The 23,007-nt window shown below is 30.7% G+C and carries 23 protein-coding genes; all 23 read left to right on the plus strand.

All coding sequences use genetic code 11. The annotated features are described in order from the left end of the window. Positions 1-29: 29 nt before the first annotated feature. The 23 genes from G8761_RS01325 (at position 30) to G8761_RS01435 (ending at position 22,949) form a co-directional block, all read left to right on the plus strand. A complete protein-coding gene (locus G8761_RS01325) occupies positions 30-1,172 on the plus strand; it encodes a DegT/DnrJ/EryC1/StrS family aminotransferase (protein WP_166023308.1) in 1,143 nt (380 codons plus the stop codon). A 27-nt stretch (positions 1,173-1,199) separates the two neighbouring features. Further along, on the plus strand, positions 1,200-1,577 hold the full coding sequence (locus G8761_RS01330) for a helix-turn-helix domain-containing protein (protein WP_166022878.1): 378 nt from the start codon (positions 1,200-1,202) through the stop codon (positions 1,575-1,577). After that, complete coding sequence (locus G8761_RS01335) at positions 1,564-2,298, plus strand: glycosyltransferase family 32 protein (RefSeq protein ID WP_166022880.1); 735 nt, start codon at positions 1,564-1,566, stop codon at positions 2,296-2,298. The genes G8761_RS01330 and G8761_RS01335 overlap by 14 nt, the downstream gene beginning before the upstream one ends. A gap of 23 nt (positions 2,299-2,321) precedes the next feature. Beyond that, positions 2,322-2,957 carry an acyltransferase gene (locus tag G8761_RS01340; protein WP_166022882.1) on the plus strand — a complete coding sequence of 212 codons (636 nt, stop codon included), beginning with the start codon at positions 2,322-2,324 and terminating at the stop codon, positions 2,955-2,957. A gap of 15 nt (positions 2,958-2,972) precedes the next feature. Further along, positions 2,973-4,172 carry a glycosyltransferase gene (locus G8761_RS01345; RefSeq protein WP_166022884.1) on the plus strand — a complete coding sequence of 400 codons (1,200 nt, stop codon included), beginning with the start codon at positions 2,973-2,975 and terminating at the stop codon, positions 4,170-4,172. A 239-nt stretch (positions 4,173-4,411) separates the two neighbouring features. Continuing rightward, positions 4,412-6,205 (plus strand): ABC transporter ATP-binding protein, encoded by a 1,794-nt coding sequence (locus G8761_RS01350; protein WP_338000896.1) that lies wholly within the window; start codon positions 4,412-4,414, stop codon positions 6,203-6,205. 31 nt (positions 6,206-6,236) lie between these two features. Further along, on the plus strand, positions 6,237-7,295 hold the full coding sequence (locus tag G8761_RS01355; protein WP_166022888.1) for a glycosyltransferase family 2 protein: 1,059 nt from the start codon (positions 6,237-6,239) through the stop codon (positions 7,293-7,295). 38 nt (positions 7,296-7,333) lie between these two features. Beyond that, positions 7,334-8,509, plus strand: coding sequence for a glycosyltransferase (locus G8761_RS01360; protein WP_166022890.1), 1,176 nt, complete (start codon positions 7,334-7,336; stop codon positions 8,507-8,509). A 63-nt stretch (positions 8,510-8,572) separates the two neighbouring features. Then, the gene (locus G8761_RS01365) at positions 8,573-9,520 is read left to right on the plus strand and encodes a glucosamine inositolphosphorylceramide transferase family protein (protein ID WP_166022892.1); all 948 of its coding nucleotides are present in this window, start codon (positions 8,573-8,575) and stop codon (positions 9,518-9,520) included. Positions 9,521-9,544: 24 nt separating this feature from the next. Further along, positions 9,545-10,333, plus strand: a complete 789-nt coding sequence (locus G8761_RS01370) for a 6-hydroxymethylpterin diphosphokinase MptE-like protein (protein ID WP_166022894.1) — start codon at positions 9,545-9,547, stop codon at positions 10,331-10,333. A gap of 17 nt (positions 10,334-10,350) precedes the next feature. Further along, positions 10,351-11,100 (plus strand): 3-deoxy-manno-octulosonate cytidylyltransferase, encoded by a 750-nt coding sequence (locus tag G8761_RS01375; RefSeq protein ID WP_166022896.1) that lies wholly within the window; start codon positions 10,351-10,353, stop codon positions 11,098-11,100. Between the two features lie 4 nt (positions 11,101-11,104). After that, positions 11,105-12,361 carry a phosphotransferase gene (locus G8761_RS01380; RefSeq protein WP_166022898.1) on the plus strand — a complete coding sequence of 419 codons (1,257 nt, stop codon included), beginning with the start codon at positions 11,105-11,107 and terminating at the stop codon, positions 12,359-12,361. Between the two features lie 68 nt (positions 12,362-12,429). Beyond that, positions 12,430-13,269 carry a 3-deoxy-8-phosphooctulonate synthase gene (kdsA, locus tag G8761_RS01385; protein ID WP_166022900.1) on the plus strand — a complete coding sequence of 280 codons (840 nt, stop codon included), beginning with the start codon at positions 12,430-12,432 and terminating at the stop codon, positions 13,267-13,269. Then, positions 13,241-14,251, plus strand: a complete 1,011-nt coding sequence (locus G8761_RS01390) for a KpsF/GutQ family sugar-phosphate isomerase (RefSeq protein ID WP_166022902.1) — start codon at positions 13,241-13,243, stop codon at positions 14,249-14,251. Before kdsA ends, G8761_RS01390 begins: the two co-directional genes overlap by 29 nt. Continuing rightward, positions 14,248-14,727, plus strand: a complete 480-nt coding sequence (locus G8761_RS01395) for a KdsC family phosphatase (protein WP_166022904.1) — start codon at positions 14,248-14,250, stop codon at positions 14,725-14,727. Before G8761_RS01390 ends, G8761_RS01395 begins: the two co-directional genes overlap by 4 nt. A 9-nt stretch (positions 14,728-14,736) precedes the next feature. Continuing rightward, complete coding sequence (locus tag G8761_RS01400; protein ID WP_166022906.1) at positions 14,737-15,783, plus strand: acyltransferase family protein; 1,047 nt, start codon at positions 14,737-14,739, stop codon at positions 15,781-15,783. A gap of 1 nt (position 15,784) precedes the next feature. After that, positions 15,785-16,843 carry a glycosyltransferase gene (locus G8761_RS01405; protein ID WP_166022908.1) on the plus strand — a complete coding sequence of 353 codons (1,059 nt, stop codon included), beginning with the start codon at positions 15,785-15,787 and terminating at the stop codon, positions 16,841-16,843. Positions 16,844-16,880: 37 nt separating this feature from the next. Then, positions 16,881-17,780 (plus strand): SP_1767 family glycosyltransferase, encoded by a 900-nt coding sequence (locus tag G8761_RS01410; protein WP_166022910.1) that lies wholly within the window; start codon positions 16,881-16,883, stop codon positions 17,778-17,780. 46 nt (positions 17,781-17,826) lie between these two features. Then, positions 17,827-19,014 carry a polysaccharide deacetylase family protein gene (locus G8761_RS01415; RefSeq protein WP_338000897.1) on the plus strand — a complete coding sequence of 396 codons (1,188 nt, stop codon included), beginning with the start codon at positions 17,827-17,829 and terminating at the stop codon, positions 19,012-19,014. Next, positions 19,011-20,192 (plus strand): polysaccharide deacetylase family protein, encoded by a 1,182-nt coding sequence (locus tag G8761_RS01420; RefSeq protein WP_166022912.1) that lies wholly within the window; start codon positions 19,011-19,013, stop codon positions 20,190-20,192. Before G8761_RS01415 ends, G8761_RS01420 begins: the two co-directional genes overlap by 4 nt. A gap of 45 nt (positions 20,193-20,237) precedes the next feature. Further along, the gene (locus G8761_RS01425) at positions 20,238-21,302 is read left to right on the plus strand and encodes a glycosyltransferase family 2 protein (protein WP_166022914.1); all 1,065 of its coding nucleotides are present in this window, start codon (positions 20,238-20,240) and stop codon (positions 21,300-21,302) included. Positions 21,303-21,330: 28 nt separating this feature from the next. Continuing rightward, positions 21,331-22,179: a 6-hydroxymethylpterin diphosphokinase MptE-like protein gene (locus tag G8761_RS01430; protein WP_166022916.1), complete on the plus strand. Its 849-nt coding sequence runs from the start codon at positions 21,331-21,333 to the stop codon at positions 22,177-22,179. 134 nt (positions 22,180-22,313) lie between these two features. Next, a complete protein-coding gene (locus tag G8761_RS01435; protein WP_166022918.1) occupies positions 22,314-22,949 on the plus strand; it encodes a DUF1919 domain-containing protein in 636 nt (211 codons plus the stop codon). Positions 22,950-23,007: the final 58 nt, after the last annotated feature.

Below are 23,007 nucleotides of genomic sequence, written 5' to 3' on the forward strand. Positions count from 1 at the left end.
AAAAAAGGATTTTTCTATCCTCTCCACATATGAGTGGAAATGAACAAAAATATATTAATGAAGCTTTTGAGACCAATTGGATTGCCCCTCTTGGACCCAATGTTGATGCCTTTGAAAGAGAAATAGCTCTATACATAGGAGCCAGTGAAGCGGTAGCCGTTAGTTCAGGGACAGCAGCGATTCACCTGGCTCTTTCTTTATTAGAAGTGGTAAAAGGAGACAAGGTTTTTTGCTCCACTCTAACCTTTATCGCCAGTGCAAATCCTATCATTTATCAAGGAGCGGAGCCCATTTTCATCGATTCGGAACCTGAGACTTGGAATATGTCCCCAGAGGCTTTAGAAAATGCTTTCGAAGACGCGATAACAGATGGAGATCTTCCAAAAGCAGTCATTGTAGTCAATTTGTATGGTCAAAGTGCAAAAATGGATGAAATTACATCAATCTGCAATCATTACGGAGTTCCCATTATTGAAGACGCAGCAGAGTCACTCGGTTCTGTATATAAGGGAAAAGCAAGTGGAACATTTGGGAAATTTGGTGTTTTCTCCTTTAATGGGAACAAAATTATTACTACTTCCGGAGGAGGAATGTTGGTTTCCGATGATCGTGAAGCTTTACAAAAGGCTAGATTCTTAGCTACACAAGCAAGGGATGCGGCACCTCACTACCAGCACAGTCAAATCGGTTTTAATTACCGCTTGAGCAATATCCTAGCTGGCATTGGAAGAGCTCAGTTAGGAGTGTTGGAGGATAGAATCACGGCCAGGAGAGCCATTTTTCAACGATATTTTGAAGACCTTTCTAGTTTACCGGGTTTCACATTTATGCCTGAGTTAACCGATACGTTTTCAAATCGATGGCTAACAGCATTAACAATTAATGAGAAAGAGGCCGGAATTTCTGTGAAAGAGATACTTAGGTCTTTAAGTGAGGAAAACATTGAAGCTAGGCCGGTTTGGAAACCTCTTCACCTTCAGCCTGTATTCGAAAAAAAGAAATACTACCCTCATAATACACAAGAAAGCGTTTCGGAAACTCTCTTTAATAACGGGTTGTGCTTACCCTCAGGGTCGAATATGACAGAAAAAGATATAGATACTGTCATTCACTATATCAAAAAAGCAGTTATTTATAGGAAGGAAAGAGTAGATATGTTCAGTGTAAAGTAATTATCTTAAATAAACGGGGTATGAGTCATGATCGGGAATAACATATATGAATTTAGGAAGAAAAAGGGACTAACTTTGTCCGAATTGGCCCAACGCGCTAGAGTATCAAAGTCTTACTTAAGTAATATCGAACGAAATTTAAATCGGAATCCTTCTATTGAAGTGGTAAAAAGAATTGCTGCAGTGTTAGAAGTGGAATTAGATATATTCTCAACTTCAGAGAAGACGAATGATGTTCAACAAAAAATAGATCAAGATTTGATTGATTTTGCAGCAGAATTAAAGCAAACCGGAATTGAAAAAGAACAAATTAAGGATTATAAAACTTTAATTGAATTTATTAAATGGAAGAATCAGAATCCAGCTGTTGATAAGTACAGAGGTAAAAAAAATGGACTATATTAATAAGATTCCTAGAACAATTCATTATTGTTGGTTTGGCGGAAAGGAAAAACCTTGGCTTGTGAAAAAATGTATAGAAAGCTGGCAGCAGCATTTACCTCATTATGAAATCTTAGAATGGAATGAAAATAATTTTAATATAAATATAAATCCATACATGAAAGAAGCTTACAACGCAGGGAAATATGCCTTTGTTAGTGATTACGTCCGAGTTTACGCGCTATATAATTACGGTGGGATATATTTAGATACGGATGTTGAAGTGTTTAAACCATTCGATGATCTATTACATCACAATTCCTTTTGGGGTTTTGAACAAGAAAACTATATTGCTACAAGCACGATTGGAGCGGAAAAGGGAAATGCATTAATAAAGGAATTTTTAGATTCTTATAAGGAAAAAAAATTTATTAAAGAAGATGGAACCTTTAATCAATTAACCAATGTAGTGACTATTACAAGATTACTTGAGGAAAAGGGATTAAGACAGAATGGTCATCTGCAAGAGATTAATGAGTTTGGAGTCTTTTATCCACAGACTTACTTTTCTCCATATGATTATATTAATTGCCAAACATTCATTACTGATAAAACATATACTATCCATCATTTTTATAAGAGTTGGCTGCCAATAAGAAAAAGAATAAAAGGAAAAGTTAAATTTATTCTGTCCAAACTCATAGGTGGTCACAATATTGCCAGGTTAAGAAGAATATATCGTTGAGTAAGGTTTTAAGGAGAATGAGCATGGTCCTTATAGGTAAGAAAATAGTCATGACTTTAATTATTGAGAGTAGAAAACGTGGTGTTTTTATTACTATGCTAATGAATTTTACCCACATGGTTGGAATTTTAAGGGGGCTGATTTATAAGGTCTTATATTTTAGAAACATTAAATCTTCCATTTTTTCTCTTCAAACTAATAGTAAGATAGAAGTTTTTAATAAACAGGCAAAAATATTTATTGGTAAATTTACTTTCATACGGAAAAATGCGAGCATTCGCATTGATTTTAATGGGGTACTCGATATAGGAAATAATGTCTTTATTAATGATAATTGTATTATTAATTGTGTTAACCGAATCACGATAGGAAAAAACACTAAAATTGCTCCCAATGTATGCATTAACGATCATGACCATAATTATAAAAAAAATACCTCTGATCATTTAGTTAGAGGAGAAGTAACTATCGGTGAGAACGTCTGGATAGGGTCAAACGTCGTCATACTAAGGGATACCTATATTGGTGATAATGTCGTTATAGCTGCGGGAAGTGTCGTGAAAGGTAACATACCATCAAATACATTATTTTTAAATAAGCGAGAAACAGAACTTAAACCAATTAAAAGTAAAGAAAAGGTAGTGCAGTTTAGTGTTTAAAGGTGTGGATAGAGGATGAAAAAGGACATTTTAATTTCGGTTTATAATATGGAAATTGGTGGGATAGAAAGAAGTTTAATTAATATGTTGGAAAGCTTTGACTATCAAAAGTACAATGTAGATCTGTTAATCTTTCATCATGTGGGCGAGTTTATGAGTTTAATACCTAAGTCAGTTAATATTTTACCACAGGTAGAGAGGTATTCTGGTTTTCGGAAACCTGTAAAGCAGTGTCTTAAAGAAAAGCAGTATTCATTAGCTTTTATTAGGGTTGTTTCAAAGTATATAGCAAAATTAAAATCAAAATCCCGAAATATGGAAGAGGGAGCTGGATATATACAAATGCAGCTAACACAAAAGTATTCTTCCTTCTTAGTACCAATGCTTGATAAAGAATACGATGTTGCGATTAGCTATGCTTGGCCGCATGATATTATTGCAAATAAAGTAAAAGCAAAGAAAAAAGTTGCATGGATCCATACCGACTATAGTAAGTTGGAAATCGATAATGAGCTGGATCTTATAGTTTGGAAGCAATTTGATGATATTGCTGCAGTATCGGATGCATGCAGGGATGCCTTTTTATCTACTTATCCAGCACTGATGGAGAAAGTGGTGGTGGTAGAAAATATAACCTCCCCTAATTTTATAAAGAAAATGGCTGAAGAAGAAGTGCCACTTAATCAAGTAAGATCTAATACCTTTAATCTTGTTTCTGTAGGAAGGTTATCTTATGTAAAAGGGTTTGACTTGGCAATAGAAGCTCTTAAATTGTTGCATGACAAAGGGTTAACCAACATTAAGTGGTACATTATCGGTTACGGTGGATATGAAAAGGAAATGAAAGATTTAATCACTAAGCATGATTTAAAAGATAGTTTTATCCTTTTAGGAAAAAAAACGAATCCCTATCCATATATAAAAAAATGTGATTTATATGTTCAGCCGTCTAGATATGAAGGTAAAGCCGTAACGGTTTCAGAAGCAAAGATACTTGGTAAACCTATCCTCATTACAAAATATCCAACAGCTTCTAGTCAAATTGAGAATGGAGTTGAAGGTTTGATTTGTGATCTAAGTATTCCAGGCTTAGCAAAAGGGATAGAGGAGTTTTATCGAAATCAAGAAATGAAGAATATATTAGTGAAAAACATTAGTAATAAAGACTATAGTAATAGTTATGAACTAGATAAGCTTTACAAAATCATCAGTTAGTAAAAAAGATTAATAAAACAAGTAAAGTATTACGTTGAATACTGTAGATTTATGTCGAAGAGATGTTCTTTAAAAAGAATTAATTGTAATTTATAATGTAAATAAAGCTTAAACATAAAAGAACAATAACTAAAAAAATTTTTTTAATTATATTGTTCATTATAGCGAACAAAACTATCGGTAAAGAGAAAAAGAAGTAACTACAAGTAGTTTTATGCATTTAAATAATATTTTAAGGTGTGAACAAATTGAGGGATACAATTCAAAAGCTAGGGGTTCTTTTAAATAAAAGAGATAAGAAAAAATTATTGTTGCTATTTTTCATGATGATCCTTGCAGCAATATTTGAAACGGCAGGAATTGGATTAATCGTTCCTTTTGTTGGAATTGTAACAAATGCTACTATTATTCAAAAGCAACCTTTTTTATCAACTGTATACCAAATGTTAAATTTTCAATCAACCAACACGTTTATTTTGTTCGCTGTTGTCTGCTTACTCACAGTATATATTGTTAAGAATGCCTATTTATTATTTTTCTATTCTGTACAGTATAAAGTCATTTTGAATCAAAAAGTAAAACTATCCAGAACGATGTTCAAGCTCTACTTAACAAAACCATATATTTTTCACTTGCAGCGAAATTCCGCTGAATTATTAAGGAATGTAAACGGAGAAGTAGGGAAGGTATTTGATGGTATTTTATTAGCAGGTTTTCAATTGCTAACAGAGATATTAATCATGACTTTTATACTTACGTTACTAATTGTTACTGCGCCATTAGCCACGCTAACGTCTGGTGTTTTATTGGGTGGGAGTGTTCTTTTATTCTTTAAGATCTTTCGGGACAAGATTACTCATTTAGGAATAGAAAATCAAAAAGTAAGTCGTGAGATGATTAAATGGGTAAATCAAGGATTAGGGGCAAGTAAAGAAATCAAGGTTTCGGGAAAAGAAAGTTACTTTGTGAATTCATACGCGAACCAAAGTCAGGTTATGGCGAATAATACCATTTATAAAAATACGCTAGATCAAATTCCTAGGCTTTTTATCGAGACATTATTAGTATCTGTTGTCCTTATTACGATGGTCATTATTGTGTTTCAAGGAACAGAGACCTCTACATTAGTGGCTACCATGTCACTATTTGCTATGGCAGCATTTCGATTAATGCCCTCAATTAATAGAATAGTCGCCACAATAACTTCCATTCGATTTAGTCAGCCGGCATTGACGGTAGTTTATGATGATTTAATTAAAGATAATTACGGGAAAAATCCAATTCAAGAAGATGTAACCAATGAGCTAAAAAGTGAAAAGCTAAATACTGGAGAGAAAATATTCCGTAATTCTATTAAATTAGAAAACGTTTATTTTCGTTATCCAAATCAAAAGGAGTATTCCATTAGGAATTTATCCTTAACCATTCCGAATGGGCATTCTGTTGCTTTCGTTGGAACTTCAGGTGCTGGCAAAACAACTATTGTTGATATCATATTAGGACTATTCGAACCCGAGATGGGCCGCATAGTAGTTGATGGGAAGGATTTAAATGAACTAATGCCAATATGGAAAAATAAGATTGGCTATATCCCACAATCCATATATTTATCAGATGAAACCATTCGGAACAATGTGGCTTTTGGAATAAACGATCAGGACATTGATGATTTTGCTGTTCAAAAGGCAATTGATGATGCACAGTTAAAGGATTTTATTGATACTCTTCCTGAAGGAATAAATACTGTCGTAGGAGAAAGAGGAGTTAGGCTTTCAGGGGGACAACGTCAACGAATTGGAATTGCCAGAGCGTTGTATCATAACCCGGAAATTATCTTTTTAGATGAAGCAACATCTGCTTTAGATAACGAGACGGAAAAAGAGATTATGAAAGCAATAGATGGCCTTAAAGGAGAAAAGACTTTAATTATTATTGCTCATAGATTAAGTACAATTGAAAATTGCGACATTGTTTTTAAAGTGGATAAAGGAAAATTAATATCTGCTGATAATAAACTTAGACAATCAATTTAAGTAACAAAATAATTTAGAAAGGAGGCAAAAGATGCTTCCAAAAATCAGTGTGGTTATACCGGTCTATAATGTTGAAAGTTATTTACACCGATGTGTTGATAGTATACTAAATCAAACATTTCAAGATTTTGAAATTATATTAATTAACGATGATTCCAAAGATAACTCTGGTCAAATATGTGATGAATATGCACAAAAAGATAAACGAATAAAAGTTATCCACAAAAAAAATGCTAGAGTTTCAGCAGCAAGAAACGATGGCATTAAAACTGCAAAAGGAAAGTACTTAAGTTTTATTGACTCAGATGATTGGATTGAACCTGAGATGTATCAGGAGATGATTAACAAAGCCGAACAATTAAATCTTGATTTTATTATGTGTGATTACAAAAAAAAATCAATCTATTATGAAGATAAACGAACACAACCTATTCGTGCCGGTTATTACTCAAAAGATGACATAAAGAATGAGCTATTCCCATGTTTAATTATGTTTGAAAATATCGAATATCCTCCTACTATTTCAAATTGTGTTTGTTTAATTAATTTAAAGTTCCTTTTAAAGAACAATTTATTCTATGAAGAAGATATATATTACGATGAAGATTCGATATTCGGGTCGAAGATTATGTATCATGCAACTAATTTCTACTATTTAAAAAATCACCACTATTATAATTATTTTAATAACCCAAAATCTACTACCAATACGTATAGTGAAAAAAGATGGAATTCTTTTCTTGAAATTAATGAAAGGTTAAAAATCTATTTTGGAGAAACTAGTGAATTCGATTTTTCAAGACAAATTAAAATTAATATGTTGTATCTTACATTATCTGCATTAGGACAAATAAAATATTCAGAGAATGATGGTAAAGATAGAAGAGTAATGATTGAAAAAATCATGGATAACCCGAAAGTTGAGGGAATATTTGAGGAATTTAAATTACCTCAAGTTTCATGGAAGATGAAAGTGATTATTTTACTTATAAAATTTAAAATGGTTAGAATATACAGTTTGCTAATACATAATAACCAAAGGACTAGAACATTACACTTTACTGATGAATTTCTAGAAAACCAACAATAATAAGGAAGAAAAATCATTAGTCACTGTGAGGTTAGATTTTGAAAAAGAAAATTTTGCTTGTAAATGGTCACTTGAATGTGGGGGGAGTTGAGAACTCTCTATTAAATGTGCTAAAAAGCATAGATTATAATGATTATGAAGTGGACCTGATATTGTTTGAATACCTTGGTGATTATGCTAATGAAGTTCCTCAAGAGGTTAATATTATTTACTTTGATTTATCTAAATCTTACGGACCAATTAAGCAATGTATTTTAGATAATATAAAAAAGAGGAATTGGTTCGCTTTATGTCTCAGGATAATTTTCTTACTAGAAAAAATTATTGGGGAAAAGGCTTTGTTTCTAGCAAAACCACTTTTTAATTTACCTAAAAATTATGACTGCGCCATTGCATACCGAGTAGGAATCTGCACCGATTTTGTAGGATATATAATTAATAGCAAAAAAAAGATAACTTGGTGGCATGATGGTACGTTTGACTTTCCTTATAAGTTAATAAAACGCTGGATTAAAGTATTTAAAAAATTTGACAAGATTATAGCTGTATCGGATAGTAGCAAAAAAATGTTACTCAGTAATATACATGGAATCAATAATAAAACTATAACGATACCTAATATTATTAATGTTAATGACATTCAACTAAAAGCAAATGATACAACTATTTATGATATAAATGATAATGAAAATATAACTTTATTGAGTGTAGGTAGATTATCACCAGAGAAAGGTATGATTAATTGTGTTCATGCTTGTAAGAAGTTGGTTGACAATGGATATTACGTGAAATGGTATCTCATAGGAGAAGGTACACAGCGTACAGAAATTGAAAGATGTATAGAAGAATATCACTTAGAAAATCATCTCTTTCTATTAGGTGCTACATCTAATCCTTATCCATATATTAAAAATGCCTATATATATGTTCATCCATCACTTGTTGAGTCATTATCGATTTCGGTATTAGAAGCTCTAGCTTTAAATATACCCGTTATTGTTGCAAAGTCTATGGGACCAATGGAGTTTATACGTCACGGAGAAAATGGTTTACTTGTAGATCCAACTCCAAAAGGCTTATATAAAGGGATTTTATCTTTAATAGAGGATGAAAAACTTTATAACCTTTTGAAAAAGGATAAAAGTGATGTTCTAAAAAATTACAGTCCAGAAGTGATCATGAAAAAAATATATGATTTAACAGAGGTTAGCTAGTATTTAAAAAGTTCTAGTGAAGAATGGTTGAAACGCATAATTGTTCTTAAGAGGGAGATAGTTATGTTGAAGTTTTTTCAAAGATTTTACCGCACTGATTATATGATTGCATATAGATTGGTTAAACAGGATATTGGGATTTCAAAGAATGATAAAGAAAAATTTATAGCGTTTAAAAATAATAAAAAATATTGGTACGCTGATCCTATCCTTTATAAATTGAACAATAAAATTTATATGTTTTATGAAGCATTCAACAAGAAAAAAAATCTTGGGGAAATTGGTGTTGCAATAGTTATTGATAATAAATTAGTGGATCAACAGATTATTTTAAATGAACCCTTTCACATGTCATACCCTTTTGTATTTAATGTTAATAACAAAATATACATGATACCTGAGACCTCATCAGTCAAAAAATTACTACTATATGAGTCCGTTAATTTCCCATACGAGTGGAAGTTAAGCAAAGTATTAATGGATAATATTCAATTGTCTGATGCAACAATTTTAAACCATCAAGATAAACTATATTTATTTGTATCAAAATTATTGTGTCCTAGTCCATATAGTGACGAGTTATTCCTTTATACTCTTGATAATGAATTCAATTTACTACCACATAAGAACAATCCGATTATCACTGATAACGAATTTTCAAGACCAGCCGGAAGGTTATTAGAGTATAACAGTAAATTGATAAGGGTATCTCAGGATTGTTCAAATGGTGGATATGGCAAAGCTATAAAATTCAATGAAGTTATCGAATTATCAGATACCATCTATAATGAAAAAAATATCTCTACAATTTTACCTGATGATATCCCCATTAAATTTCATAAAAAGTTGACTGGGACCCATACTTATAGTAAATGTGATGATTTTGAGGTAATTGATGTAAGATACTTAGTCTTTGATATTAAAAAACTTTTAACCTTCTTTTATAGATTTCCTTTCAAAGTAATTAGGAAATCGAAAATAGCTGCAATGAAATTGAAGGGGATAGAATAGTATATACAATTCGAGGAGTCTAGCATGATAAAGAAATATAAAAATAAATTAAATTCGAACCTATTTAGATTAACTCGACAAATAAAAATTAATCTATTCCCACTGTCACAAAATGCTGCAACTTTAAAAAAACTTAAAAATAAACATCTAAACATGAGATGTTTTATTATTGGCAATGGACCCAGTTTGAAAACAGAAGACCTAGATAAACTGCAAAATGAAATTACATTTGCCTTCAATCGAATTTACTATTTATTCGAAAGAACTGATTGGCGACCTACATATTACTGCTCAGAAGATGAAAAAACAATTTTTAAAAGTAAAGAGGAAATAAATAATTTAAAAATAGAAAAAAAGTTTTTTCCTGTTAACTTTCCATGGGATTACACAATTAACTTTCAAAATGGAAACTATTACATCTTTAAATTAGGTGACAGTAAAGTCGAACCGAGGTTTTCAGAAGACATTGTTAGAGGCATATTCTGGGGAAATACTGTTGCTTATACCGCAATACAAATGGCAGTTTATATGGGAATTAAAGAAATTTATCTTTTGGGAGTTGACCATCATTTTAGTAAAATGGAAAACGATAAAGGTGAAATTGTAATTGATGAAACTGCTAAAGACTATTTTAGTGAAAAGTATAATACTGACAAAGATGATTTATATATTCCTAATGTCGAAATATCAACACGAGCATTTACTGCTGCAAGAAGATATGCAGATGACCATTATATAAAAATATACAACGCAACTCGTGGTGGGAAATTAGAAGTCTTTGAAAGAGTGGATTTTGACAACATCATTTTTTAGAAAGCGTGGTAATAAGTATGAAGATAGTAGGAGTAATACCTGCAAGAGGTGGGTCCACAAGATTTTATAATAAACCCTTAGCAAGTATTCTGGGAAAACCAATGGTTTGGTGGGTTTATCAACATTCTATGGAAGTTAAATGCTTTGAAGAGGTGTACATTGCTACAGATAGCGAAGAAATTAAAACCGTATGCGAAAATTTTGGTGCAAAAGTTATCATGACCTCAAAGGAGCATGATACCGCAACTGAAAGGCTGTATGAGGTTTCGCAGAAATTAGAAGCAGACCTTTATGTAATGATAAATGGAGATGAGCCAGCGATAGAAGCCAAAGATATCGTAAAGTGCATTCCAGTTGATTTTAATAAAGAAGAATTTTATGCATCTAATTTAATGACAGATTTTACTGATCCCGTTGAAGTTGTTGATACATCTAACTTAAAAATAGTAACCAATAAAGATGGGATTTGTCTATTTATTTCTCGCAGCCCAATTCCATTCCCTAAGGGTGGGATGAACTATGCTTACCAGAAATTTGTGGGGGTAGGAGCATTTACGAAAAAAGCTCTTCAATATTACCATGAAACACCTCGAGGGCCTATTGAAAAAATTGAAGAAAACGATTCTTTTAGATTTATTGAGAACAGGAAGGACATTTATTATATAAACGCACATTGTAAAACAATTTCAGTAGATACACCTAAAGATATTGAAAAGGTTGAAGAGTACATTCTGGGCTATGCTAAAAAAATCCCAGTAAGAGGTTAATTAGATGAACAAGTATAGAAAGGTAATAGAAAGTTTTTTAGAAAATGGAGTAATAATAACGATAAAAAAGATAATTTATGTTAGGCGACAAGAGAAATTTTTAAAATTCTATTATAATAAAGACACTTTATTTAAAGCTGTCAAAATAGGTGAGAAAATAGTTAAAATGGCTCCTCTAGATTTATATAATTATCAGAAACTTGCAAGAGCTTACTGGAAAAACAGAAATGATGATAGAGCTATTAAAACATTAAGAAGAGGAATAAAAGTAAACTATAATAAGGATCTTGAAGAAATAATAAGTGAAATAGAAAGGAATATCTCTAATAAAAGTATATTTCTCTCGAATAATTTTATTTTTAAAGGTGGACATGAAAATTACGGACTAATAGAGCATATTTTAGAAGACAAAATTTTGTTAACTAAGATACTAACTGTTAAACAAGCAAATGGAGAATTTATTGTAAAAGAACTTCAAAAAAAACTAAAAACTTTCAAGAGTATTACTCCCAATATATTGAATATTTTAAAAGTTGATGACCTATGTTTCGTTACAATGGAAAGAATAGATGGGATAGAGCCTGGAATAATTGATATTGATCTAATTGAGAAAGTATATGAAATTAATAGTTCTATAACTTCTGTGAGGAATTGTGATTTTTTTTACCCCTTAAATGAACAGACGATAACCCAAAACATTGAACCAGTGAATATACATGAGTTATTTAAGACATTTTATTTAGTTAATCAAAAGAATATAGAGGTTTTCTCTTTAATTAAACAATTTATCCTGAAGAATAATAATCACTTAAAATCATTACAGATTATAGATTATTTAAACAATATTGCTGTTGGTCACAAATACTACGAACGAATAAACACAGCAAAGCATTTTTCTTTACAACATGGAGATTTTTTTCAAGACAACATGTTATTTAACAATCAATCAGAAGACTTGAAGTTAATTGATTGGGGAGGTATTAGGTTTGGGCCAAGGTGGGTAGATATCGCCGTTTTTTTAGCAGTAACTAAGCAGCCCTTTTATGATATTCTACACAATTTTCTTGATCATAATAGGTGTGATTATGACCCAGTAGAGAAACTATTTTTTATTTACACATTAATTGCTACCTGGCTTGTTACTTTTAATAAAGAGGATATCCAAGATTGTCACCAAAGCTATTGTGGACCAGCATTAAAGTATATTGCGACCTTAATGGAAGAACTAGAAAAAGAAGAAGTTATAAAGAGATCCAGTTAAAAATATTCCTAAAATCTGATGGTAAGTAATAAATTAAAAAATAAAATGTCTAAGGGAGATAATAAGTTATGAAAACGATGAAAGTTGGTAATATTCCTGTAGATAACACTATATTTACATTAATTGCAGGTCCTTGTGTAATTGAAACAGAAGCACAAGTGATAGAAGTGGCATCAAGAATGAAAGACATTACAGGATTACTTGGTATTCCTTTTATTTTTAAGTCATCGTTCGATAAAGCGAATAGAACGTCCGTTTCAGCGTACAGAGGTCCTGGAATTAATGAGGGTCTTCGTATTCTTAAGAGAGTGAAAGATGAGTTAGGTATACCAGTAGTAACAGATATTCATGAACCCTACCAAGCAAGGACTGCTGCTGAGGTTGTCGATATGCTTCAAATTCCTGCTTTTCTTTGTAGACAAACAGATTTATTGGTAGCAGCAGCAGAAACCGGGTTGCCAGTTAACATTAAAAAGGCACAGTTTTTATCAGCAAAGGATATGAAAAATGTTATTACAAAGGTTGAAGAATCTGGCAACGAAAACATTCTTTTATGCGAAAGAGGTAACACATTCGGTTATAACAATTTAGTTGTTGATATGACCAACATTATTGAAATGAAAAAGTTCGGCTATCCAGTAGTTTTTGATGCAACACACAGTGTTCAAAAACCAGGCGGCAACGGCACATCGACTGGTGGAAATCGAGAGTATGTAGAACATTTAGCAAAAGCGGCTTTAGCAGTTGGTGCTGATGCTTTATTTATGGAAGTTCATGAAAATCCTGATAATGCTAAGTCTGATGGTCCTAATATGGTGAAACTTGATGAGATCGAAGTGATGCTTAAAAAGCTTATTAAGATATATAAGGCGGTGCGCGATGTTGAATCAATTAGATTTTCTAAATGAATTTAAAAAGGAACATCAAATTGATATTCTCTCTGAATCAAAATTTGTTTTTGAAACTGAGGTAAATGCCATAAACCTAGTAAAAGATGCTCTGGATGAAAGCTTTGTTAGAATTGTAGAACTAATCTCCAATTGTACCGGGAAAGTTATTGTTACAGGAATGGGTAAACCTGGGCATGTTTCGAGGAAAATTGCCGCTACCATGTCAAGTCTTGGGACATCATCGTTTTTCCTGCATCCAGCTGAAGCGTTACACGGAGACCTGGGAATGATTTCAGCAAATGATATTGTTATAGCTATTAGCTATAGTGGCGAAAGTGAAGAGATTACAAGAATTTTGCCTAATATTAAATTGATTGGTGCCACATTAATTGGTATCTCAGGTAACCAAAACTCATCGCTTGTGAAATACAGTGATTACTCTTTTGTATTTCCTAAATTTAAGGAAGCCTGTTCCATGAACTTGGCACCTACATCAAGTACAACAGTTGAGATGGTTTTGGGGGATGCATTAGCAGTCTGTTTATCAAAAATTTATGGTTTTCAAGATAGAAACTACGCATTGTATCATCCAGCTGGTTCCCTAGGAAAGAAATTGCTAGTAAAAGTAAGTGACATTATGCATACAGGGAATAAAAACGCGGTTGTAAAGGCTGGCACGAAGTTAAATGACGCCATTATTGAGATGAGTACGAAAGCAATTGGAATTATTAATATTTTAAATGAAAAGAATGAATTAATCGGAGTCTTTACTGATGGTGATTTAAGAAGAACGTTTACAAGAGAAGTGAATGTTTATAGCTTATCAATAGAGGATGTAATGATAAAAACACCCCTCTTCATAGACCCTAATATGCTCGCTGTAGATGCTTTAAAGATGATGAATGATCACAATATATCAGCATTGCCAGTCATTAGGGATAATAAATTGATTGGAACCGTAAGGGTTAACGATATTCTTGGAGTTGGTATTTTTATATGATTAAAGAGAAGGATTTATCAAAAATTAAAATGATAGTTATGGATGTTGACGGTACTTTAACCGATGGGAAAATTTATGTCGGTGATAATGGTGAGGTATTTAAAGCATTCAATGTAAGAGATGGCTACCGATTAATTAATCTTGAAAAGTATAATATCATACCAGTTATCATTACAGGAAAGAGATCAGAGATTTTAGTGAAACGTGCTGCTGAACTAAAGATTGAAGAAGTTCATCAAGGAATTGAGGATAAACTAAAAGTTTTGGATGAGATTATATATAGGTATGATTTAAAATACGAAAATATTGCCTATATCGGTGATGATATAAACGATATTGATTGTATGAAAGTATGTTATTTAAAAGCTTGTCCAGCAGATGCAATTAGTGAAGTACTAGATATCGTGGATTATGTCTGTAAATCTAACGGTGGTAATGGTGCTGTTAGAGAATTAATTGATTTGATTGTTATGTGAGGTATAAATATGACAAGTGTTAAAAATAACAATGCTGTCGATGTAATGAAATTTATATGCGCAATATTGGTGGTGATTATTCATGCACCACCCCTTCTATCCTATAACGAAACCGCAAATTTTATATTAGTTGAAATTATTGCAAGAATAGCAGTACCTTTCTTTTTTGTATGTGCAGGTTACTTCTTTTTTAATAAGTTTAATCTGAAAAACGGAAAGGTTAAAATGAATATTAGCAGTTTAAAGAAATATATCTTGCATTTAATTAATCTATATATTTTTTGGACATTATTTTATCTAATATGGTGGATACCCTTTTGGTATTACGGTGGTTTTTTAACTTTAGCCAATTTTAAAGGTTATGTATTAAGTATTTTTATTACTGGAAGTTATTATCATATGTGGTATATTGTTTCACTAATATATGGAATGATATTTTCATTTCTAATATTAAAATACGTCCGAGTTAAGCTAGTAATCGGAATTGCAGTTATTTTTTATTTAATAGGGACAATTGTATATTCATATTCTTGGATTATCAGTGAGAACATTTTAATTGATCTTTTTATAAAATTATACGGCCTCTTTAGTTCAATAAGTGTTGGACTATTTAGGGCATTCCCATACATAATGATGGGGCTCTTTTTCTCAAAGTTTAGAGTAAAAGTAAACACTCCGCTAAGCGTAATTATAAGTGGTATCTGTTTATTATTACTAGGCGTGGAGGTTTGGATGTTAAAGACCTCTGGGAATACTTCTAAATTCTCTTATGTTTTATTAACAGGAGTCAATGTTTTCTTTATTTTTAATACGGTAAGTAAAATTAAACTAAAATACAATACATTTTATCCATTATTAAGAAAGATGAGTTCAATAATTTACTTTGTACATCCCATGTTTATTAATATTAATGGTCTGATTTTGTCACATTATATTGGCAAAGAAAACCCAGCAATATTGTTTCTTTCTGTATTGGGATGTACGGTTTTGTTTAGTGTTGGATTTATTAAATTATCACAATCTAAATATTATTACAGATTAAAGTCTGTGTATTGAGGTGGGGGAAATTAAACCTATAATTTCAATTATAATACCTGTTTATAATGTAGAAAAATATATTAACCGCTGCATAGGTAGTATATTGGCACAAACTTTTTCTGATTTTGAATTGATATTAGTTAATGATGGATCAACAGATAAAAGTGGCACTATATGTGAGTACTATGCAAAAGAGGATAGTAGAATTAAAGTCATTCACATAAATAATGGAGGGGTTTCTAACGCAAGAAATACAGGAATTGCTCTTGCCCAAGGGGATTACCTGATGTTTTGTGATAGTGATGACTACGTTGAAATAAATTGGTGTAGTGAACTTTATGAGTCTATTAAGCAAGGTGAGAAGACCTTACCTGTTAGTGGAATTAGATTTGTATATCAAATCAGAAAACAAAAAGAAGAAATCATAAAAGCATTTCCAAAAAAAGATTCATTTGATAAAGGTAATTATTTTGAAACATATAAAAAAGGTCTTTCCGGAAGTTTATGTTGCAAAATATATGACAGAAAAATAATCGCTGAAAACTCTATATTTTTTGATACTAATGTAAATAGGGGAGAAGATTTACTATTCAACCTAACTTATATGAGTCATATGGATACTTTTGTTACAATCCCAACAATTACATATAATTACGTTCACTCGAATGAATACAGTTTAATGAATGGCTATCGTAAAGATTTATTTGATATTTCTGTAATGGTGTATTACGCCTGGAAAGATTATTTGAAACAAAATAATGGTGATAGGGAAAAAGTTGAGGAATTTGCTACGTATTTTTATCTGAATTTTTTGAATGTACTTAAGAATACTTTTGATGAACGAAATAAAGATAAATTAATAAAAAAATTAATCTATAATAACCAAATTTTGAATTCCAGAGAATTTATTGAGTGTATAAAGTTGGCAGATACGTCAAAAGAAGATATTCGATATATGAAGTTATTAAAAACGAATAATTATTATTTAGTTTGGTTTTTAGAACAAGCGATAAAAGTAAAAAAATGTTTAGTTGATAATAAAAATTTTTTCCGCCTCAGTTATTTTAAAAAGAATTAAATGAGTTTATTACGTAAGTAGATAAGGAGTAAGAGGTATGAAGAATCTATTGTTAAAAATGTATTATATATTTCTTGATTTAAAAAATCATTTTAAGGTATTAAGGGATAAATTAATTTCGGTTATTATTAAGCCCCCAGTTGTTAAAACAACAGATGAAACCTTGAGCAAAATAATAAATGAAAGGTGTTCTGTAAGCCGCTATGGAAATGGCGAATTTAATATTATGTTTAAGGGAGAGCAATTCTTTCAAGAATACGATAATGATTTGAGTATACGATTAATTGAAATTATTAGCTCTCAAAGTAAAAATCATATTGTATGTATTCCTGATGTTTTTAGGAATATCGATAAGTTTACAGATAGAGCACAAAATTTCTGGAATAAGTATTTAATTTTAAACAGAACTAAAATATATCGGAAGCTAAAAAATAAGAAAGTTTATTATGATGCAATGGTGACGCGTCTATATATGGACTATAAAGATAAAAGTAAGTCAGATGAGCGCTTTTCTAAATTTAAAATGATCTGGGATGATAGAGAAATTATTCTCGTTGAAGGTGAACAAAGTAGATTAGGAGCAGGTAATAATTTATTTAGCAATGCTAAATCCTTAAAAAGGATTTTATGCCCAGCTGAAAATGCTTTTGCAAAATATGAGGAAATTTTAACTGCAGTTAAAAAATACGATACGTCAAAATTAATCCTGCTTGCACTTGGCCCAACAGCAACGGTATTAGCATATGACCTTTCTAGAATAGGTTACCAAGCAGTTGATATTGGAAATGTAGATATCGAGTATGAGTGGTTTTTAAAAAGGACTCAAGTTAAAACTCCTGTTAAGCACAAATATACTGGAGAAGTTGCTAATGGAACAAAAGTTGAAAAATTGCATAATCCAGAGTATGAAAATGAAATTTTGGCTCAAATCCTTTAATTCGCAGTAGGGCTTATAACAAGGTAATAAGGGAGGAACAGAAAGAGTGAGCAGTAAGTTAATAAATACATTTATGAAGGTAAAGTTCCGGTATTCCCCGTATAGGCATGACTGGTACTATGGAAGCATTATTTATAAAATGGAAAAAAATCTTGAGATATTCAAATTGAATTCAAAAAAAAACACACCTTATTTAAATAAACCAGGTATTTCGTTTTCCTTTGATGATAGTTTTAGAGTTAACCATTGGTACAAATATGGAAAAGAATTATTCGGGTATTATGATGTCAAAGCAACCTTTAATATTAATGCATTCCATCATTTTGAGGGTCAAAGAGAGCACACTCAAGAAGAAATAGATATGCTTCTAGATTTACAAGCAAACGGTCATGAAATTGCACATCATGGATATAAACATCAAAATGCAAAGGGTTATTCCGCTGAAAATGGTTTATCTAGTTGGTTAGAAGATGAAATTAAACCTTTGTTTACCTGGATGGAAAGCCAGTCACATTCAAAGACGAAAGAAAAATTTAAAAAACCTGTTACTTATTCATTTCCATATTCTCATTTTAATGAAGAAAATATCAAAGAAATAGTGCCAAAATATTTTAAAGTTGTTAGAGGACATTTAACCGAAAATAATGCAATTCCGTTTAATTTTACTGGACTTGCGCCTTCAATACGAATAGATAGCAACTTTCTAACTGATGTTAAGTATATTAAAAGAATAATGGGACTAGCAAAAACAACTGGAAGAAATTTAATTTTTATGTGTCATTCATTAATCCCAGAAGAAATTAACTGGAAGGATTTTGGTTGGGGTGAAAACTCGAGTGCAGCAGGAGAATGGAGAATATCACCCGAAGTTATTCTGGTAATTATTGATGAAGCCAAAAAGTTGGATTTGGAATTTTATACAACTGCTGAAATAGCTGGTGTCGCAACCTTTATAGACAAAAATTTGGAAAGTTGTGTTAGGGAATACATCTCAAATCCTGATGATCCGTGGATCTCTATTTCAGAATTAAGCAGGATAAGAGAATTAGACTTAAGTGGTAAAAATATTTCTAATTTGGACGGTATACAATATTTCATAAATCTTGAAAGACTTGATTTAAAGGATAATAATATTTCAGATTTTAGGATTTTAGAGAAACTTAACAAATTAAAGGATGTGGAGCATACAATAAATCCATTATTAAATAGTAAAAAGGAGTGTTTTAAAGAGTGAAAAGCCAGTTAGTCATTACACTAAGGAAAGTAAAGTCCCGGTATTACCACCAGTACAAGTACTTTAAGAATATCATTCATCAAATGGAAAAAAGAATTTACACATCCAATCTAAAATCAAACAAAAAAACAACATATTTAAATAAACCAGGTATTTCTTTTTCCTTTGATGATAGTTTTAGAGTTAAGCAATGGTACAAATATGGAAAAGATTTATTTGGATTTTATGATGTCAAAGCAACTTTTAATATAAATGCATTCCATCATTTTGAAGGCCAAAGGGAGCATTCACAGGATGAAATAGACTTGCTTCTAGATTTGCAAGCAAATGGTCATGAAATAGCACATCATGGATATAAGCATCAAAACGCAAATACTTATTCAAATGAAAAAGGGATATCTAGTTGGATTGAAGATGACATTAAACCTCTGTTCACTTGGATCGAAAATCAATCGCATTCAAAAACGAAAGAAAAGTTTAAAAAACCAGTAACATACGCATTTCCCTATGCTCAATTTAATGAAGAGAATATTAAGGAGTTAGTGCCTAAATATTTTAAAGCCGTTAGAGGACACTTATCCGAAAATAACTTAATCCCATTTAATTATACTGGATTTTTTCCATCTATCATTATAGATAGTAAGAATCTAACTGATGTAAAGTATATTAAAAGAATAATGAAACTGGCAAAGAAATCAGGCGATAATTTAGTTTTTATGTGCCATTCATTAATTCCAGAAGAAATTAACTGGAAGGATTTTGGATGGGGAGAAGATTCGCTTGCAGCAGGAGAATGGAGAATATCACCCAAAGTTATTCAAGAAATCATTGATGAAGCTAAAAAGTTAGATTTGGAATTTTATACAACTGCGGAAATAGCTGGTATCGCAACTTTTATTGACAAAAACTTGGAAATATGTGTTAGAGAATACATCTCAAATCCTGACGATCCATGGATTTCTATTTCAGAATTGAGCATGATAAGGGAATTAGATTTAAGTAGAAAAAATATTTACAATTTGGACGGCATGCAATATTTTATAAATCTAGAAAAACTAAATTTAAAGGATAATCATATTTCAGACTTTAGGATTTTAGAGAAACTTAACAACTTAAAGGATTTGGTTTTACCATTAATATTCTTGAGTAAATTTTTAACTTTAGATCTGATATTTTAAATAAGATTAATTTTATAGGCAAACTAGGAAGTTAAGGGGATTCATATGAGCGCTAAAATTAGTATTATTGTCCCGATATATAAAGTTGAACCATACCTTCGGCAATGTGTGGGATCAATACTAGCACAATCATACACCAACTTTGAACTAATACTTGTAGATGATGGTTCACCTGATAAATGTGGGGAAATTTGCGATGAATATGCAAAAAAGGATAATAGAATAAAAGTAATTCACAAAAAAAATGGAGGACTCTCTTCAGCAAGGAATGCTGGTCTTGATATTGCAGCAGGAGATTTTATTGGTTTTATTGATGGAGATGATTTTGTTGATACGGACATGTACGAGATATTATACAATCTTTTAGTTGAATATAATGCAGACGTGGCGGAGTGTAGTTTAAAAATTATTAAGAGCAGTAATTTACAACCACTAGAAACTGACAAAATAAAAGATGGAACCGTAGAGAGCGGCGATAATTTATTTGCTTTAAAAAGGTTATTAGAAAAACCTATAAGGAATGTGGCATGTAATAAATTATATAAAAAAGAACTGTTTGCCGATTTAAGATATCCAGACAAGTTATACGAAGATGGATTTCTTACATATAAAATATTTTACAAATTAAAGAAATATGTATTTATCGAATTGGATAAATACAACTATGTCCAAAGAGAAGATAGTATTATGGGAAAACAGAAAAAATATTCATTGAAAAATTTGGATGGATTGGAAGTACAAGAAGAAAGATACCAATTTCTAAAAAGTAGAATTAAAAATCAAACTATTCTTATCTTAGCTGAATATAATTTATTCCGCCAAATTTTATTCCATTATAAAATGATGCAACAAGATAGCAAACAAATTGACCCCGATAGAAAATTTAGAAAAATGTTGAAGAATAGAATTATTAAAGAATACACTAGGTACTTATCAAACTATCGTTTGAGTGAATATAAAAATTTAATTAGATTTTCTAAATATGATATTGCCCTTTTTGATTATTTATTTTCACATTACAATTTGTATCTGAAATACTTAGAGATCATGGGGATTTTAAAATATCAAATAAAAAAAGTTTCAAGAATTACAAAAAAGTTTTCAATTTAAAATACTTTTTTAGGGAGGAGTAAAATGAGTGAAAAGCAAATCAGTTAATGTGCTTAGGGAAAAAAAGTCTAGGATTTTTAAATTCTTTAAAAAACCAATAAAAAAAATCTATTATAGTACATTTTTAATATCTATTTATTTCGCAAATATTTCATCAAAGATCAGTATTCCACTTACCAGAAATAACTACAGAATATTACAATTTAAAGATAAATATAAGGGCAAGCGGTGCTTTATAATTGGCAATGGTCCAAGTTTGAAACCAGAGGATTTAGAAAGATTGAAAGGTGAAATTACCTTTGCTTCTAATAAGATTTATAAAATTTTTAATAAAACTACATGGAGACCAACCTTTTATATGGTAGTAGATTCAATAGTTTTAGAAGAAAATGTTAAAGATATAAATTTAGTTGAAACAGGAACAAAATTCACTTTAAATTGTTATAAGCATTTATTTAATGCGGATATTTACTTTAATAATAACCTTAATGAAAACAAGCGTGGAACATTTTCAAAAAATATTATGGAATCTTTATATTCGTCAGGATCTGTTTCATATCATCTACTTCAAATAGCTCATTATATGGGATTTTCAGAGGTACATTTACTTGGTCATGATTACAATTTCAAAGGTGCAATTTCAAAAACAAAAGATTTATCAAATATAAAAGAGCTAGATAATTCACAGATTTATTTTAGTAATGATTATATTAGAGACGATGAAAAGAAGGCAGGTCAGGCTCCAGAAGAAATGTATATTGGAATGGAAAAAGCTAAAGAAGTATATGAAAATACAGGCAGGAAAATATTTAATGCTACGAGGGTTACATATTTGGATGTATTTGAACAGAGTGAATTAGATGAATTGTTTGTTTAAGGTTTCTGCTGTTTTACTTATTAATTTGCCAGATAATTAAAAATTAAAAATACATGGTAACCTCCTAGGTTAATCAATAGCGGTTCATGCTCTAAATATCAAAAAGGCCTTTAAATTTTGGGTAGGGGGATACAATGTTAAGAAAAAAAATTTCGGAAATTTATATTAAAATTGCCAGCTTTAACAGAAAAAAATTCATTAACAGAAAAAATAGAAAAATATTAAAAAATAATGAATTTACACTAATTTCAAGTAATTGTACTGGTGCTTTTATACAGAACGATTTAAATCTGAAGTTTTTAACACCAACAATAAATCTATTTTTCTTTGCAAATGATTTTGTTAAATTTGCTGAAAATCTTAATTTTTACTTAAATGAAAATCTTGAGGTTGTAAGTACTGATAAATATAAATATCCTGTTGGAAGGATAAAGGATATAGAAATTCACTTTATGCATTATAAAAGTTTTGAAGAAGCAAAAGAACAATGGGAGAACCGAACTAAAAGAATTAATTTTGATAATATTTTTATAATGATGACTTATAGAGATGGCTGTAATGAAGAAACTATTAAAAGGTTTGAAAAACTGCCGTATAAAAACAAAGTTCTTTTTACAAACAGAGAATTTAAGCAATATCCATCAACATTTTATATTAAGGGGTTCGAAAATCAAGAATGTGTTGGCCATTTATATAAATATGAAAATATACTAGGAAAAAAGTATTATGACAATTTTAATTATGTTAAATGGTTTAATAATAAAAAGTGATTTTTAATAATGAGATCAAAATAAAAAAAATGTCAAAATACACAGTTCATTCAGAAGA

It is taken from the genome of Neobacillus terrae (assembly GCF_011393025.1).
Lineage (GTDB): Bacteria > Bacillota > Bacilli > Bacillales > Cytobacillaceae > Neobacillus_A > Neobacillus_A terrae.

Excerpts from the sequence above, each read along its gene's own strand:
- G8761_RS01395 (WP_166022904.1), top strand. The coding sequence starts at position 14,248 with ATGATTAAAGAGAAGGATTTATCAAAAATTAAAATGATAGTTATGGAT.
- G8761_RS01380 (WP_166022898.1), top strand. The coding sequence starts at position 11,105 with ATGAACAAGTATAGAAAGGTAATAGAAAGTTTTTTAGAAAATGGAGTA.
- G8761_RS01355 (WP_166022888.1), top strand. The coding sequence starts at position 6,237 with ATGCTTCCAAAAATCAGTGTGGTTATACCGGTCTATAATGTTGAAAGT.
- G8761_RS01330 (WP_166022878.1), top strand. The coding sequence starts at position 1,200 with ATGATCGGGAATAACATATATGAATTTAGGAAGAAAAAGGGACTAACT.
- kdsA (WP_166022900.1), top strand. The coding sequence starts at position 12,430 with ATGAAAACGATGAAAGTTGGTAATATTCCTGTAGATAACACTATATTT.
- G8761_RS01325 (WP_166023308.1), top strand. The coding sequence starts at position 30 with ATGAGTGGAAATGAACAAAAATATATTAATGAAGCTTTTGAGACCAAT.
- G8761_RS01370 (WP_166022894.1), top strand. The coding sequence starts at position 9,545 with ATGATAAAGAAATATAAAAATAAATTAAATTCGAACCTATTTAGATTA.
- G8761_RS01375 (WP_166022896.1), top strand. The coding sequence starts at position 10,351 with ATGAAGATAGTAGGAGTAATACCTGCAAGAGGTGGGTCCACAAGATTT.
- G8761_RS01335 (WP_166022880.1), top strand. The coding sequence starts at position 1,564 with ATGGACTATATTAATAAGATTCCTAGAACAATTCATTATTGTTGGTTT.
- G8761_RS01340 (WP_166022882.1), top strand. The coding sequence starts at position 2,322 with ATGGTCCTTATAGGTAAGAAAATAGTCATGACTTTAATTATTGAGAGT.
- G8761_RS01425 (WP_166022914.1), top strand. The coding sequence starts at position 20,238 with ATGAGCGCTAAAATTAGTATTATTGTCCCGATATATAAAGTTGAACCA.
- G8761_RS01400 (WP_166022906.1), top strand. The coding sequence starts at position 14,737 with ATGACAAGTGTTAAAAATAACAATGCTGTCGATGTAATGAAATTTATA.
- G8761_RS01365 (WP_166022892.1), top strand. The coding sequence starts at position 8,573 with ATGTTGAAGTTTTTTCAAAGATTTTACCGCACTGATTATATGATTGCA.
- G8761_RS01435 (WP_166022918.1), top strand. The coding sequence starts at position 22,314 with ATGTTAAGAAAAAAAATTTCGGAAATTTATATTAAAATTGCCAGCTTT.
- G8761_RS01390 (WP_166022902.1), top strand. The coding sequence starts at position 13,241 with ATGTTGAATCAATTAGATTTTCTAAATGAATTTAAAAAGGAACATCAA.
- G8761_RS01345 (WP_166022884.1), top strand. The coding sequence starts at position 2,973 with ATGAAAAAGGACATTTTAATTTCGGTTTATAATATGGAAATTGGTGGG.
- G8761_RS01410 (WP_166022910.1), top strand. The coding sequence starts at position 16,881 with ATGAAGAATCTATTGTTAAAAATGTATTATATATTTCTTGATTTAAAA.